General features: G+C 63.5%; 13 protein-coding genes and 2 tRNA genes. 11 read left to right on the plus strand and 4 right to left on the minus strand.

Features of this window, described 5'->3' with window-relative positions; translation table 11 throughout:
• Nucleotides 1-7: 7 nt before the first annotated feature.
• Nucleotides 8-853, minus strand: coding sequence for an undecaprenyl-diphosphate phosphatase (locus tag H7C86_RS05600; RefSeq protein ID WP_019748539.1), 846 nt, complete (start codon nucleotides 851-853; stop codon nucleotides 8-10).
• Between the two features lie 228 nt (nucleotides 854-1,081).
• On the opposite strand from H7C86_RS05600, the gene H7C86_RS05605 reads away from it, so the two are divergent.
• From H7C86_RS05605 to H7C86_RS05625, 5 genes are all read left to right on the plus strand, one after another.
• Nucleotides 1,082-2,017: an aldo/keto reductase gene (locus H7C86_RS05605; RefSeq protein WP_003946175.1), complete on the plus strand. Its 936-nt coding sequence runs from the start codon at nucleotides 1,082-1,084 to the stop codon at nucleotides 2,015-2,017.
• A 92-nt stretch (nucleotides 2,018-2,109) separates the two neighbouring features.
• Nucleotides 2,110-2,796, plus strand: coding sequence for a heme oxygenase (biliverdin-producing) (locus H7C86_RS05610; RefSeq protein WP_003946162.1), 687 nt, complete (start codon nucleotides 2,110-2,112; stop codon nucleotides 2,794-2,796).
• Entirely contained in the window at nucleotides 2,793-3,800 is a 1,008-nt protein-coding gene (locus tag H7C86_RS05615; protein ID WP_019748542.1) for a hemin ABC transporter substrate-binding protein, read from the plus strand. The genes H7C86_RS05610 and H7C86_RS05615 overlap by 4 nt, the downstream gene beginning before the upstream one ends.
• 63 nt (nucleotides 3,801-3,863) lie before the next feature.
• Nucleotides 3,864-4,961, plus strand: coding sequence for an iron ABC transporter permease (locus tag H7C86_RS05620; protein WP_021333494.1), 1,098 nt, complete (start codon nucleotides 3,864-3,866; stop codon nucleotides 4,959-4,961).
• The gene (locus H7C86_RS05625) at nucleotides 4,958-5,821 is read left to right on the plus strand and encodes a heme ABC transporter ATP-binding protein (protein ID WP_020969682.1); all 864 of its coding nucleotides are present in this window, start codon (nucleotides 4,958-4,960) and stop codon (nucleotides 5,819-5,821) included. The genes H7C86_RS05620 and H7C86_RS05625 overlap by 4 nt, the downstream gene beginning before the upstream one ends.
• Here the strand turns inward: H7C86_RS05625 and H7C86_RS05630 are convergent.
• Complete coding sequence (locus H7C86_RS05630) at nucleotides 5,802-6,224, minus strand: hypothetical protein (RefSeq protein WP_020969683.1); 423 nt, start codon at nucleotides 6,222-6,224, stop codon at nucleotides 5,802-5,804. The genes H7C86_RS05625 and H7C86_RS05630 overlap by 20 nt on opposite strands.
• Before the next feature lie 183 nt (nucleotides 6,225-6,407).
• Between H7C86_RS05630 and H7C86_RS05635 the strand changes: the two genes are divergently transcribed.
• The 3 genes from H7C86_RS05635 to H7C86_RS05645 all read left to right on the plus strand — a co-directional run bounded on the left by H7C86_RS05635 (nucleotide 6,408) and on the right by H7C86_RS05645 (nucleotide 8,827).
• Nucleotides 6,408-7,433, plus strand: a complete 1,026-nt coding sequence (locus H7C86_RS05635; protein ID WP_182261217.1) for a hypothetical protein — start codon at nucleotides 6,408-6,410, stop codon at nucleotides 7,431-7,433.
• Entirely contained in the window at nucleotides 7,433-7,681 is a 249-nt protein-coding gene (locus H7C86_RS05640) for a DUF5703 family protein (protein ID WP_003946171.1), read from the plus strand. Before H7C86_RS05635 ends, H7C86_RS05640 begins: the two co-directional genes overlap by 1 nt.
• A gap of 75 nt (nucleotides 7,682-7,756) precedes the next feature.
• Nucleotides 7,757-8,827, plus strand: coding sequence for a quinone-dependent dihydroorotate dehydrogenase (locus H7C86_RS05645; RefSeq protein WP_182261218.1), 1,071 nt, complete (start codon nucleotides 7,757-7,759; stop codon nucleotides 8,825-8,827).
• A 58-nt stretch (nucleotides 8,828-8,885) separates the two neighbouring features.
• Here the strand turns inward: H7C86_RS05645 and H7C86_RS05650 are convergent, their stop codons facing one another.
• Both H7C86_RS05650 and H7C86_RS05655 read right to left on the minus strand, forming a co-directional pair.
• Complete coding sequence (locus H7C86_RS05650; protein WP_007733394.1) at nucleotides 8,886-9,422, minus strand: YbhB/YbcL family Raf kinase inhibitor-like protein; 537 nt, start codon at nucleotides 9,420-9,422, stop codon at nucleotides 8,886-8,888.
• A 65-nt stretch (nucleotides 9,423-9,487) separates the two neighbouring features.
• Nucleotides 9,488-10,840, minus strand: a complete 1,353-nt coding sequence (locus tag H7C86_RS05655) for a M20/M25/M40 family metallo-hydrolase (protein ID WP_003946170.1) — start codon at nucleotides 10,838-10,840, stop codon at nucleotides 9,488-9,490.
• A gap of 118 nt (nucleotides 10,841-10,958) precedes the next feature.
• Here H7C86_RS05655 and H7C86_RS05660 point away from each other — a divergent pair.
• From H7C86_RS05660 to H7C86_RS05670, 3 genes are all read left to right on the plus strand, one after another.
• A tRNA-Leu gene (locus H7C86_RS05660) sits at nucleotides 10,959-11,044 on the plus strand.
• 162 nt (nucleotides 11,045-11,206) lie between these two features.
• A tRNA-Leu gene (locus H7C86_RS05665) sits at nucleotides 11,207-11,292 on the plus strand.
• A 108-nt stretch (nucleotides 11,293-11,400) separates the two neighbouring features.
• Entirely contained in the window at nucleotides 11,401-12,942 is a 1,542-nt protein-coding gene (locus tag H7C86_RS05670) for an SDR family NAD(P)-dependent oxidoreductase (RefSeq protein WP_074447104.1), read from the plus strand.
• Nucleotides 12,943-13,076 lie beyond the last annotated feature (134 nt).

A 13,076-nucleotide genomic window follows, 5' to 3' on the forward strand; every position in this document is an offset into this window, starting at 1 on the left:
ACGGGCTCTATGTCGCGGACACGACCCCTGTGGCCAGCAGCGCAAGGACGACTACGCCGAGAGCGATTCTGTATCCCACGAACCAGTACATGGAGTGATCGACAACAAATCGAAGCAGCCAGGCGATCGCTGCGTAACCGACCGCGAAGGCGATGACGGTTGCCACCAGCAACTGCGGACCGCTCGCGTTCAGACCCTCACCGGCCGGCTCGAAGGCATCCGGGAGGCTGAACAAACCGGAGGCGAGAACCGCCGGGATCGCCAGCAGGAACGAGTAACGAGCTGCGGCCTCACGGGTGAGTCCGAGGAAAAGACCGGCACTGATCGTGCCACCCGAACGTGAGACACCCGGGATGAGCGCGAGCGCCTGAGCCGAACCCATGATGATGCCGTCGCGCGCTGTGAGCGATTCGATCGGGCGCGTCTTGCGTCCGTAGTACTCGGCAGCGGCGATGACGAGCGCGAACACGATCAACATCGTGGCAATCAGCCACAGATTGCGTGCGCCGGTACGGATCTGGTCTTTGAACAGAAACCCGAGGATGCCGACCGGAATGGTACCGATGATGACGTACCAGCCCATCCGGTAATCGAGATCGCCCCGGTGCTCGGCATTGAACACACCCCGGAACCAGGCAGTGATGATCCTCACGATGTCGCGCGCGAAGTAGATCAACACAGCCAGTTCGGTGCCGAGCTGCGTCACCGCGGTGAACGACGCACCGGCGTCACTGCCGAAGAATATCTCCGACACGATTCGCAAATGTCCGGAAGACGAGATGGGCAAGAACTCGGTCAATCCCTGCACGAGGCCCAGGATCACGGCCTGGAGCCAGGTCATCGCTTCGCCCATCACTCACCGATCCCGGCTGATTCGAATGGGGTTACTGCACACAGGTTTCGTGTGTCGGGTTCACGTTTCACCGGCGCCACGCTACCGGGGCCCACGACGCCGCGCCGCGCCCGGCACGTCCGTGTCCGAATACCCCGACTCGAGGCGAGCGCCTACTAGTCTGCACGTGGTGAGATCTCTCGGGTGCCGCACTTGCGCACACGAGTCGGGCGCGAGATGCAGGCGGTTATGAAGCACAGATCTGTCGGAACGAGCGGACTTCGGGTCTCGCGACTTGGGCTCGGCACACTGACATGGGGACGCGACACGGACGGCGACGAGGCTGCGGCGCAGCTGCTCGCCTTCGCCGAGGCCGGCGGAACCTTGGTCGACACCTCGCCCGCATACGGCGCCGGTGCGGCGCAACGGATCCTCGCCGAGTTGCTCGACGACGTCGTTCCACGTGACGAACTCATCATCAGCTCGAGCGCCGGCATCGATCCCACTCCGATCGGCACCGACCGCGTCGACTGCTCGCGGCGCGGATTGCTCCGTCAGCTCGACGCGACTCTTCGTGAACTCGGAACCGACTTCCTCGACATGTGGCAGGTCGCAACCTGGGATCCGCTCACGCCCGTCGACGAGGTTGCAGCAACCCTCGACTACGCGGTCTCGAGCGGCAAGGTGCGGTATGTGGGCGTGCGCGGCTACCTCGGCTGGCAGCTCGCGACGGCCGTCGGAGCCGGTGGCGCAACAACACTCGCCGCGACGCAGGCCGAGTACTCGTTGCTCGCGCGCGGCGTCGAGGAAGAATTGTTCGCAGCGGCGGCCCACCACGGCGTCGGAGTGTTCGCCGCAGTACCCCTGGCGGGCGGTGTTCTGACCGGCAAGTACCGCGACGGCATTCCCGTCGATTCCCGCGGCGCCGACGAAGCACATTCGCAAGATGTACAGAGCTATCTGACCGATTCCTCGATCCGGGTGGTCGACGCCGTCGTTACCGCCGCCGACGGTCTGGGTACTTCCCCACTGGCGGTGGCACTGGCCTGGGCGCGCGATCGCGCCGGGGTGGCCAGCGCCGTCGTCGGCACGCGGGATCTCGCCCAGTTGACAGGAGTACTGGCAACCGAAGAATTGGAACTTCCGAAAGCGATTGCCGCGGCTCTCGACGATGTGAGCGCTTGATCTGTCCCGCTGATCGAAATACCGAAGGTATCGTGTTGGCCAGGGCAGGCTAACCTAGTAGGCAACGCTTGACTACAGCCTCAGGAGAATCAATGACCACGCTCGACGTAGACAGCCTTTCCGCAGACGCAGGCCCCGCCTTCTCCGAACGAATCAAGACCGAGACGGACGCAGCACACCGCGAGACGGAGCAGTCCCGATTCGTAGGCGCGCTTCTCGGCGGTGAGCTGACCACGGCTGGCTACGCCGCTCTTCTGGGACAGACGTACCTCGTCTACACGAGCCTCGAAGAGGCCGGCCGCACACACGCCGACAACGAGTTGGTCGCTCCGTTCCTGTCCGAGGATCTGTTGCGGGTGGCTTCGCTCGAAGCCGATCTCGAGTTCCTCGGCGGACCGAACTGGCGCGACGAACTCGTGGCCTTGCCGGCAACCGAGCGTTACATCGCCCGCCTGAAGGAAGTGGCGTTCGACTGGCCCGCCGGCTTCGTCGCACATCACTACCTGCGATACATGGGTGACCTCTCGGGCGGACAGATCATCCGCCGGATGCTCGAGCGCGCCTACGGATTCGAGACCGACGGACTTCGCTTCTACATCTTCGAAGGCATCCCCAAGCCGAAGCCTTTCAAGGACGACTACCGCTCGAATCTGGATGCGCTGCAGATTCCGGCCGAAGAACAGCAGCGTTTCATCGACGAGGTGAATCTGGCGTACCGCCTCAACGGTGACCTGTTCGCCGACCTCGAAGGCGACATCGAGAGCTACCTCGTCAAATGATGAAGCGCTTGGCCGCGGCGGCACTGGTCGCAGCAGCCGGTTTCGGTCTGGTGGCTTGCGGATCGAGCGACAACTCCACGACATCTCAGGGTGCCCGGACCGCAGTACTCGAAGATTCCAGCCCGGTTCCCGTGTCCGACAACCCGACCGCAACGCTGCCCGTGACGGTGAAGAGCTTCGACGGCGTCGACGTGACCATCACCGACAACAGCCGGATCGTTGCGGCCGACCGCTACGGGACGCTCGCAACGACAACGGTGGCGCTCGGCCTCGGTGACAACCTTGTCGGCCGCGACACCGCCGCCAAGTTCCCCGCGGTCGCGGACGTACCGGTTGTCACGGTCGGCGGCCAATCGCTCAATACCGAAGCCATCCTCGATTTGAATCCCACCGTGGTTCTCACTGACACGAGCATCGGGCCCAAGAGCGTCCAGGATCAGTTGCGCGCCGCCGGTGTTCCCGTGGTGTTCTTCGACCCGACCCGAACCCTCGAAGGTGTGCCGGGGCAGATCCAAGCAGTCGCCGACGCGCTCGGCGTTCCGGCCCAGGGCGCAGCGCTGATCGATCGAACCGAATCGGAGATCGCTGCTGCGCGCGATCTGGTTCCCAACGACGGCGATCCACTGAAGATCGCGTTCCTCTACATGCGCGGATCGGCCATCACCATGATCGGTGGTGAAGGTTCGGGTGCCGATTCCTTGATCGAGGCCCTCGGCGCCACAGATGCGGGTACCGCCTCGGGCATCACACAACAGTTCGTACCCATCACCAGCGAAGCGCTCATCGCCGCAGCGCCTGACGCCCTGCTGATGATGACGGACGGATTGGCATCGATCGGCGGAATCGACGGCCTCGAAAAGGTCCCTGGCATCGCTCAGACGCCGGCCGGAAAGAACAAACGAGTAGTCGACATGGAGGACGGTGTCCTGCTCAGCTTCGGGCCGAACACCGGACGCGTCATGGCGGCACTCGCCGAAGCGATCTACGAGCCCGGTGGATCGTGAGCAAAGATTTGTGAGTGCTGATTCGTGAGTACAGAAACAGGTAGTTCCGAAGCAGGTAAGTCTGTGTCCGCAGCCGAGGATTCACATGACGTCGGGGGCGCCGACAAATCGGCGTCTGGCCCCGCGTCGCGGTCGCGGGTGAGTGCGGTTCTGGTCAGCTTGACTCTCGCCCTGGTGATCGTCGCAGTGCTGTCGGCGTGCATCGGTCAAGTTCCGACATCGCCTCTCGAGGTTTTGGGCAGCATCCTGCACCGCATCGGGATCGATCTCGGTCCGATGCCCGCCCATCCCAGCGGTGAAGTGACTTTGTGGGAGGTTCGCTTCCCCCGCGTCGTGCTCGCCATCTGTGTCGGCGCGGCGCTGGGATGTTCCGGTGCGCTCCTGCAGGGTGTGTTCTCCAATCCACTCGCGGAGCCCGGGGTGATCGGAGTGTCCGCGGGCGCTGCAGTTGGCGCGAGCGCTGTCATCGTCGTCGGCGGCACGTTCGTGGCCGGCTGGGCCGTTGCTGCGGCAGCGTTCGTCGCCGGGCTGTTCACCACCGCGGCGGTCTACCTGCTTGCGCGCCACGAAGGCCGAACCGAAGTAGTGACATTGGTGCTGACCGGCGTCGCGATCAATGCGTTCGCCGGCGGACTCATCGCGTTCTTCACCTTCGTCGCCAGCCCGTCCGCTCGCGATCAGATCGTGTTCTGGCAACTCGGCTCACTCAACGGAGCGTCGTGGAATGCCGTCATGATCGTGGCGCCGATGACCGTTGTCGGAATTGCCGCGACGGTCATGATCGCTCCGCGTCTGGACCTTCTCGCACTCGGTGAACACGCAGCTCGTCACCTGGGTGTCAACGTCGAACGGCTGCGCCAGTTCGCGGTTCTGATCGTCGCTCTCCTGGTCTCGGCGAGTGTTGCCTTCACCGGCATCATCCTCTTCGTCGGCCTGGTCGTTCCGCACCTGATGCGCATTCTTGTCGGCCCCGGCCACCGCGCGCTGATTCCGGCGAGCGCCCTTGCCGGCGCACTGGTTCTGCTTGTCGCAGATCTCGGCTCGCGGTCGCTGATCGACAACGCAGACCTGCCCCTCGGAATGCTGACCGCTCTGGTTGGCGGCCCCTTTTTCTTCTGGCTTCTCCGACGAACACGCGCGCAACAGGGCGGGTGGGCATGAGCAGCCTCGTAAGAAACTGGCGCGAACTGTTCGGCCGCGTCACCCCCGAACCGGAAAGCCCTGGCGTCGGTGATGTCACCCTCGAAGCGCGCGACATCACCGTCGAACGCGGTGGTCGACACATTCTCGAAGGCGTATCCATCGAAGTCCGGGCAGGCGAGCTCGTCGTCCTCGTCGGACCGAACGGCGCCGGTAAGTCGACTCTTCTTGCGGCGTTGGCCGGTGATCAGCCCGTCATCGCTGGGCGGGTGGACGTCGAAGGCACTGACCTCACTCAGTGGTCGCCGATCGACATGGCGCGCCGACGCGCGGTTCTCCCCCAGAAACACACGATCGGATTTTCGTTCAGCGCTCGCCAGGTCGTTCGCATGGGACGTGCGCCATGGGCCGGAACGCGCCGAGAAGACCGCGACGGCGCTGCTATCACCGCGGCGATGAAGACCTGCGATGTCGAGGGGTTCGCCAATCGGCCGTTCGCCGTGCTGTCCGGTGGCGAGCAGGCGCGGGTCGCTCTTGCCCGGGTACTGGCACAGGAAACGTCGACCATCCTGCTGGACGAGCCGACTGCAGCACTCGATCTCGGACACCAGGAAGCGGTGATGTCCGTGGCGCGCGCTCGCGCTGCGGACGGCGATGCCGTCGTCGTCGTTTTGCACGATCTCGCGTTGGCAGCGGCGTATGCCGACCGAATCGTCGTACTCGAGAATGGACGCATCGCCGCCGACGGTCCCCCGGAATCGGTGCTACACGAAGAGCTTCTGACCCGCGTCTACGGTTATCCGGTCGAGGTGTTCCCGCATCCGACAACCGGAGCAACGCTGGTTATCCCGCGCCGAGAATTCACCGAACAGAATCGATGATCGATCCCAGCCTGTTCAGGACTGCTCTCACCGTCGGCAGGCTGCGACCCTCGCCCTGACGAACGCCGTCACCGACGTCCGGATGTGACCAATCAGTCTCGGTCGAGAGAACTGCGTCGCGCACCACACCGGCGATGCTTCGCTCGTCGGTCAGATCGATGTCGGTGACCGATCGCTCCGCCGTGGCGACAACGTCCGAAGGGGTCGGCACACTGTGCTCGCAGTATTCGCCGTATACCTCGACGAACAGCACGCTCTTGCGTACGCGGAACGCGAAAGTTCGACCGTCGGACCTGCCGAAACCGTGTGCATGAGCGCCGACGGTGAGGTCCTCGATCTCGAAGCCCGGCCGCGCCGGTTCGGGCGGCTGTGCGCCGGAATCGGTGGGTTCTGTGGGAATCACAATGATCTCCTCGGTGATTGCAGCGTCAACCGCAACCGCTGTTCGTACGGTATCGCGTCAAGGGTGTGAGCGGAATGGTCGGTAGTTCCTCGACGCGATGAACGGCGCCCGACTGCGATCAGGGATGATCGATGACAGTCGCACTGCGTGAAGAACAGATGACAAGAAAAAGAGGAACTACACATGGCTCGCCTAGGGATCCGCACCACTGCAGCAGCAATGGGGGCGGCGGTTCTGCTGGTCACAGGATGTTCTTCCGGAGATGGCGGAGACGACCTCATCACGATCGATCCCGCTACGGCAGCGGTCTCACCGGCCACCACCAGCACCCCGGACGGCGTGGTTCACCCGTATTCAGGTCTGATCGATTCCATCACATTCGACCCGATCACGCGCAGCGCTGTTCTGGTTGCCAACGACCCACGATCGGTGCTGGTCGTTCCTTCGGACAGTTTGGCCGGCGCCGACCCCGCCTCCGCAGGTCGTCCGATAGCTCTGGATTCAGACGTACGCGACGTTTCGATCGGCTCCGACGGTAGCGCTCTGCTGGCGATGGATCGCCAGGTAGTGAAGCTGAATCTGACATCGGGCGAACAGACGTCCATACCGGTCGACGGCCAGGCGAACTCCGCGGTCGAGCTGACCGACGGCCGCATCGCGATCGGCACGGACAATGGTTCAGTTCACATCGTCGACCCGAAGACCGATCAGTCACAGACGGTTTCGGGGTTTGCATCCGTCGACGAACTTGCGGTGACCGGCGACAACCTGAGCGCCCTCGATCACCGTCAGACCTCGCTGACGGCGATCAATCTCGAAGACGGCAAACTCGGCGTCGCTCTCCGCGCCGGTGAAGGCGCAACTCATCTGGCCACCGATCGCTTCGGACGCATCCTTGTCACCGACACCACCGGCGACGAACTGCTCGTCTTCACGGCCGATCCGCTCCTGATGCACCAGCGCTACCCCGTCGGCGAGTCGCCATACGCCGTCGCCTACGACGAGACCGCGGATCGGGTGTGGGTGACACTGACCGCGACCAATGAAGTGGTCGGCTTCGATCTGTCGTCCGGCATCCCCGTGGAGACCGGACGGTTCAAGACGGTGCGACAGCCGAATTCGTTGGCCGTAGACTCTTCCAACGGCAATCTGATCGTCGGATCGGCAACCGGTGACGGGCTGCAGGTCATCCCGTCACGGGAGAACTGATGGAAAAGCGTACGCGCGGGATCCCCGCGCAGTGGGAGACGTCGGACGACAAGTTCGACTACGTGCCGCTCCGGCTACCGCCGAACGTTTCGCGGGTCACGGCGTCGATGCGCCTGGCGATCTCCGCCGAGTTCGGCGGGTGGGAACTCTCCCGAGTCCGTCTCTACCCCGACGGCAGCCGTCGCGTGCTCCTCAAGCGAAAGAAGACGCCGCTGCACGTGACCGATCCGGACGGCATTCAGCACTGATCGTTCAACAGACGACCAGAACCCGCCGCTATCGAAACCGCTGACAAAATCACACCATCGAAGAGCTGGAGAATCGTGTACCAACTGCTGCTGAGCCTGATGTTCCGAGTCCCACCGGAACGCATCCACCACATTGCCTTCACCGCGATGAAACTGGTGACACGGTTCGCTCCCCTTCGCTGGCTGGTCGCAAAAGTCCTTGTCGTCGACGACCCGGTTCTGCGCAGTCAGGCTTTCGGTCTGACGTTCCCGGCACCTCTCGGTCTGGCCGCAGGATTCGACAAGGACGCCACCGGAGTCGACGCCTGGGGCCCGTTGGGATTCGGTTTCGCCGAGGTCGGAACAGTAACGGCCCAAGCTCAGCCCGGTAACCCCGCGCCGCGTCTCTTCCGACTTCCGGCCGACCGCGCTCTGATCAACCGAATGGGCTTCAACAACCACGGCGCTGGTCACGCGGCGAATTTCCTGCGACAGCGCCGCGTCACGGTGCCGATCGGTGCCAACATCGGCAAGACCAAGATCGTCGAAGCTGCCGACGCCGCTGCCGACTACACCGCCAGCGCACGGCTTCTGGGTCCGCTGGCCGACTTCATGGTCGTGAATGTCAGCTCGCCGAACACACCCGGACTCCGTGATCTGCAGGCCGTCGAATCTCTGCGCCCGATCCTGCAGGCCGTGCTCGACACCGTCAGCGTGCCGGTACTGGTGAAGATCGCGCCCGATCTCTCGGACGAGGACGTCGACGCTGTCGCCGATCTGGCAGTCGAGCTCGGGCTTGCCGGAATTGTCGCGACCAACACCACGATCCGCCGCGACGGTTTGAAGACCCCGGATGCCGAGGTAGCTGCACTCGGCGCTGGCGGGCTGTCCGGTGCACCGGTTGCCGACCGCTCGCTCGAGGTGCTCCGGCGCCTGTACGCCCGAGTCGGCGACAAGATGACCATCATCTCGGTCGGCGGTATCGAGACAGCCGACCAGGCGTGGGAGCGCATCCTCGCCGGCGCGACGCTGGTGCAGGGGTACACCGGCTTCATCTACGGCGGACCGTTCTGGGCTCGCAGCATCCACAAGGGCATAGCCAAGCGGGTCCGCGCAGCCGGTTTCTCGTCAATTGCCCAGGCTGTGGGAGCTGAGAACCCTCGCTAGAAACTGCTGTGCGCCTTTATTAACCGCCCGCGGTTAATAAAGGCGCACAGCAAAGTGATTACTCGACCTCGAACGTCCCGGTCAGGGTTGCACGCGCAATCGCGTGATGGAACACGTTGAAACCGAGGAACGCCGGCGACGAGTCAGGGGTGACTCCGTCGAGCGTCTCCACGTCGAGGGCATGCACCGCCACGATGTAGCGATGCGGACCGTGCCCGGGAGGCGGGCCTGCACCGATGAAACCGAACCCGCCACCGTCGTGGCGGAGGGTGACGGTTCCGGCAGGCAGGACATCGCTGTCCGCCGCGCCGGCACCGGCCGGGAGTTCGGTGACGGAAGCGGGGATGTTCGCCACGGCCCAGTGCCAGAATCCTGACGCCGTCGGTGCGTCCGGATCGAACACCGTCACCACGAAGCTCTTCGTCTCGGCTGGAAAGCCGGACCACGAGAGCTGCGGTGAGATGTCTTCGCCACCGGGAACTCCGAAGGCTCCACTGGCCTGAGCAAGCTTCAGCGGCTGGCCCGCAGTGATGTCGTCACTGGTCAGCTCGAAACTCGGCAACTTCGGCAATGGTTCGTACGGATCGTGCGCCATGCGAATCCTTTCTGTGACAAGAGAGCTCGATGTGCGTCGAGCTCACGGATCTATCTACGTGCTCGTCAGGAATTGAGCAGGAAATGTTCCAGAACACGTGTCCCGAACAGTAGTGCGTCCACCGGAACTCGCTCGTCGACGCCGTGGAACAGCGCGCTGAAATCCAGCTCGGGCGGCAACTGCAAAGGTGCGAAGCCGAAGCAGCGAATGCCGAGTTTCGCGAATGCCTTCGCGTCGGTTCCGCCGGAGAGCATGTACGGAACTGTGCGAGCCTCCGGATCGTGGGCGAGGATCGCCTCGTTCATGGCGTCGACGAGATGGCCGTCGAACGTTGTTTCGTACGAATCCAGCTTGGTGATCCACTCGCGGGTCACGTCGGGGCCGATCAGCTGGTCCACCGTGCGCTCGAATTCGGCCTGCCGTCCCGGCAGCACGCGGCAGTCGAAGACCGCCTCGGCAGTCTGCGGAATGACGTTCGCCTTGTATCCGGCCTTGAGCATCGTCGGGTTCGCCGTGTCACGGAACGTCGCCCCGATGATGTTGGCTATCGTCCCCAACTTCGCGAGAGTCCCGTCGATGTCAGGTGATCCCGGATCGAAGTCCAATCCGGTCTCTTCGCCGACGGCGGTAAGGAACTCGGCAACCGAATCCGAGATCACGATCGGGAACTGATGAGCAGCGAGTCTCGAGACCGCGCCGGCGAGTGTCGCGACTGCGTTGTCGTCGTGGAGGAAGGAGCCGTGCCCGGCACGTCCCTTGGCCGTCAGACGCATCCAACCGAGGCCCTTTTCCGCAGTCTCCACGAGGTAGAGCCGTCGGTCGGTTCCGTCCGGCCGCGGAACCGTCAGCGAGAAACCGCCCACCTCACCGACGGCTTCGGTCACTCCCTCGAACAGATCCGGGCGGTGCTCGACCAGCCACTGGCATCCGTACTTTCCGCCCGCTTCCTCGTCCGCCACGAAGGCGAACACCAGATCACGCGGCGGTACGACGCCTTCCGCCTTGAACTGTCTGGCGAGGGCCAGGATCATCCCGACCATGTCCTTCATGTCCACGGCGCCGCGCCCCCAGACGTAACCGTCCTGGACGGTGCCGGCAAAGGGATGGACGCTCCAGTCGGCGGGCTCGGCCGGAACGACGTCGAGGTGACCGTGAAGCATCAATGCACCTCGACCCGACTCAGCTCCCTTCAAGCGGGCAAAGACGTTCCCGCGGCCGGGCGCACCGGACTCGACGTATTCCGTCTCGTAGCCGACTTCTTGAAGCTGCGCGGCAACCCACTCCGCGCACGCACGCTCACCCTTGGTGGTTTCGAGTTCTCCCGTGTTCGAGGTGTCGAAGCGGATGAGAGAACTGACCAGTTCGACTACTTCTGCTTCGGCTCTGCTCGGATTCGGATTATTCGGGGTTGTGGTCATTCCACTTTCCTACCATCGAATCAAACGACGCGGGCGACCGGAATGGCCCGCAACCTGGCGATTTGGGGCAGCTCACCTAATCGGATACTCTTTCCCAGCACCGAGAAATCGGGGCCGAGTCCGAGTGGCGGAATGGCAGACGCGCTAGCTTGAGGTGCTAGTGTCCTATTAACGGACGTGGGGGTTCAAGTCCCCCCTCGGACACTCGAATACAGCAAAAAGACCCCAGCCTGATCAGGTTGGGGTCTTTTTGCTGTGCGCCTTTATTAACCCCCGGCGGTTAATAAAGGCGCACAGCAGTGGGGCGATTTGGGACCTGGCGATGGCATCGGATACTCTTTCCCAGCACCGAGAAATCGGGGCCGAGTCCGAGTGGCGGAATGGCAGACGCGCTAGCTTGAGGTGCTAGTGTCCTATTAACGGACGTGGGGGTTCAAGTCCCCCCTCGGACACTCTGTGTTGAGACAGACAGGAAAAGCTCCGGTTCATCGAACCGGAGCTTTTCTCGTAATTGGCGAAGTTCCCGCACCAGGGAACAGTCCGCGCGAGCGGCGATCGAGATGGAACAGAAGTTCGAAGTGGATACAGACACCAAGAAGTCGGATGCACTGCAGGCAGATTCGCTGGAAACAGCCGATTCAGAATCTGCTCGAGCCGAACTCACCGGCCTCGACCCCGCAGAACTCGAAATCTGCCTGAAGGTCCTTTCCGAAGCCGCCGAACTCGACGACGAGCATCCCGATTCGATCACCATGCAGCGAGCTGTCGGCCATCTGTTCAAGCGACTCAAGAAGAAGCGCCGCCTCGCCTCGCGCGCAGCCGTCAACGAAGCGGACCGCCAAGTAGTCGCCGCGACTGCCACAGGTTCACCCGATCGCATCGACGACGAGACCGCAGGCATTCCCATCAAGTCGAACACCGCGGGCGCTTCCGCCGGCACGCTCATCAAGGCGCGACCGTGCTACATCTGCAAGCAGCGCTACACCGCAGTCGACGCCTTCTACCACCAACTGTGCCCCGATTGCGCTGCCACCAGCCGCAGCAAACGTGATGCGAGCACTGATCTCACCGGCCGACGCGCACTTCTGACCGGCGGCCGCGCGAAGATCGGTATGTACATCGCGCTGCGCCTGCTGCGTGACGGCGCACATCTGACCATCACGACGCGATTCCCCAACGACGCGATCCGCCGATTCAAGGCGATGGAAGACAGCAACGACTGGATTCACCGTCTGCGCATCGTCGGCATCGACCTCCGCGACCCCGCCCAGGTTGTTGCACTCGCGGATTCCGTTGCCGCACAGGGTCCGCTCGACATCCTGATCAACAACGCCGCACAAACTGTTCGACGCTCCCCCGGTGCTTACGGCGCCTTGGTCGACGCCGAGTCCGGTGCGCTTCCCGCCGGTGAACTCCCTGATGTCCTGACTTTCGGCAAGACGAGCGACGCCCACCCCGCGGCTCTGGCCGGATCGCTGTCGGACGTCGCAAGCATCACCTCCGGAAATCTGTCCGCCGACGCGGTCAGTTCACTCGCACTCGTCGCCAAGTCGGCTTCACCCGATCGCATCGAGCAAGGCATCGCCATCGACGCCGGCGGGCTGCTGCCGGACCTCGCGCACACCAACAGTTGGGTCCAGACCGTCGAGGAAGTCGATCCGATCGAGCTTCTCGAAGTCCAGCTCTGCAACTCGGTAGCGCCCTTCATCCTCGTTTCACGCCTGCGCCCGTCGATGGCCGCGGCAGCTGCGCGACGCAAGTACGTCGTGAATGTCTCCGCCATGGAAGGCCAGTTCAGCCGCGCGTACAAGGGCCCTGGCCACCCGCACACCAACATGGCCAAGGCAGCACTGAACATGCTGACCCGCACCAGCTCCAAGGAAATGCTCGACGACGGCATCCTCATGACCGCCGTCGACACCGGCTGGATCACCGACGAACGCCCGCACTTCACCAAGATGCGGTTGGCCGACGAAGGTTTCCACGCACCACTCGACCTCGTCGACGGTGCAGCCCGCGTCTACGACCCCATCGTTCAGGGCGAGTTGGGCGTCGACCTGCACGGCTGCTTCCTCAAGGATTACAAACCCTCGCCGTGGTGATGGGCGGCACCCCTCAGTGGTGACAGGCAGCACCTAGGCGCCCCGATGTGGCGATCTCGTCACCGCCAAACCCCCGTGTCGAGTAGCTCAATTCAGGTAGGGCACAGCATTGCAGGCGATAATGGACTGCGAAC

This window comes from Rhodococcus sp. UFZ-B548, from assembly GCF_903819475.1.
Taxonomy (GTDB): Bacteria; Actinomycetota; Actinomycetes; order Mycobacteriales; family Mycobacteriaceae; genus Rhodococcus_F; species Rhodococcus_F erythropolis.

What these genes read in the sequence shown, in the direction of transcription:
- H7C86_RS05655 (WP_003946170.1), bottom strand. Translation starts at nt 10,840, where the DNA reads ATGACCACAACCCCGAATAATCCGAATCCGAGCAGAGCCGAAGCAGAA.
- H7C86_RS05615 (WP_019748542.1), top strand. Translation starts at nt 2,793, where the DNA reads ATGATGAAGCGCTTGGCCGCGGCGGCACTGGTCGCAGCAGCCGGTTTC.
- H7C86_RS05635 (WP_182261217.1), top strand. Translation starts at nt 6,408, where the DNA reads ATGGCTCGCCTAGGGATCCGCACCACTGCAGCAGCAATGGGGGCGGCG.
- H7C86_RS05610 (WP_003946162.1), top strand. Translation starts at nt 2,110, where the DNA reads ATGACCACGCTCGACGTAGACAGCCTTTCCGCAGACGCAGGCCCCGCC.
- H7C86_RS05605 (WP_003946175.1), top strand. Translation starts at nt 1,082, where the DNA reads ATGAAGCACAGATCTGTCGGAACGAGCGGACTTCGGGTCTCGCGACTT.
- H7C86_RS05670 (WP_074447104.1), top strand. Translation starts at nt 11,401, where the DNA reads ATGGAACAGAAGTTCGAAGTGGATACAGACACCAAGAAGTCGGATGCA.
- H7C86_RS05650 (WP_007733394.1), bottom strand. Translation starts at nt 9,422, where the DNA reads ATGGCGCACGATCCGTACGAACCATTGCCGAAGTTGCCGAGTTTCGAG.
- H7C86_RS05600 (WP_019748539.1), bottom strand. Translation starts at nt 853, where the DNA reads ATGGGCGAAGCGATGACCTGGCTCCAGGCCGTGATCCTGGGCCTCGTG.
- H7C86_RS05640 (WP_003946171.1), top strand. Translation starts at nt 7,433, where the DNA reads ATGGAAAAGCGTACGCGCGGGATCCCCGCGCAGTGGGAGACGTCGGAC.
- H7C86_RS05625 (WP_020969682.1), top strand. Translation starts at nt 4,958, where the DNA reads ATGAGCAGCCTCGTAAGAAACTGGCGCGAACTGTTCGGCCGCGTCACC.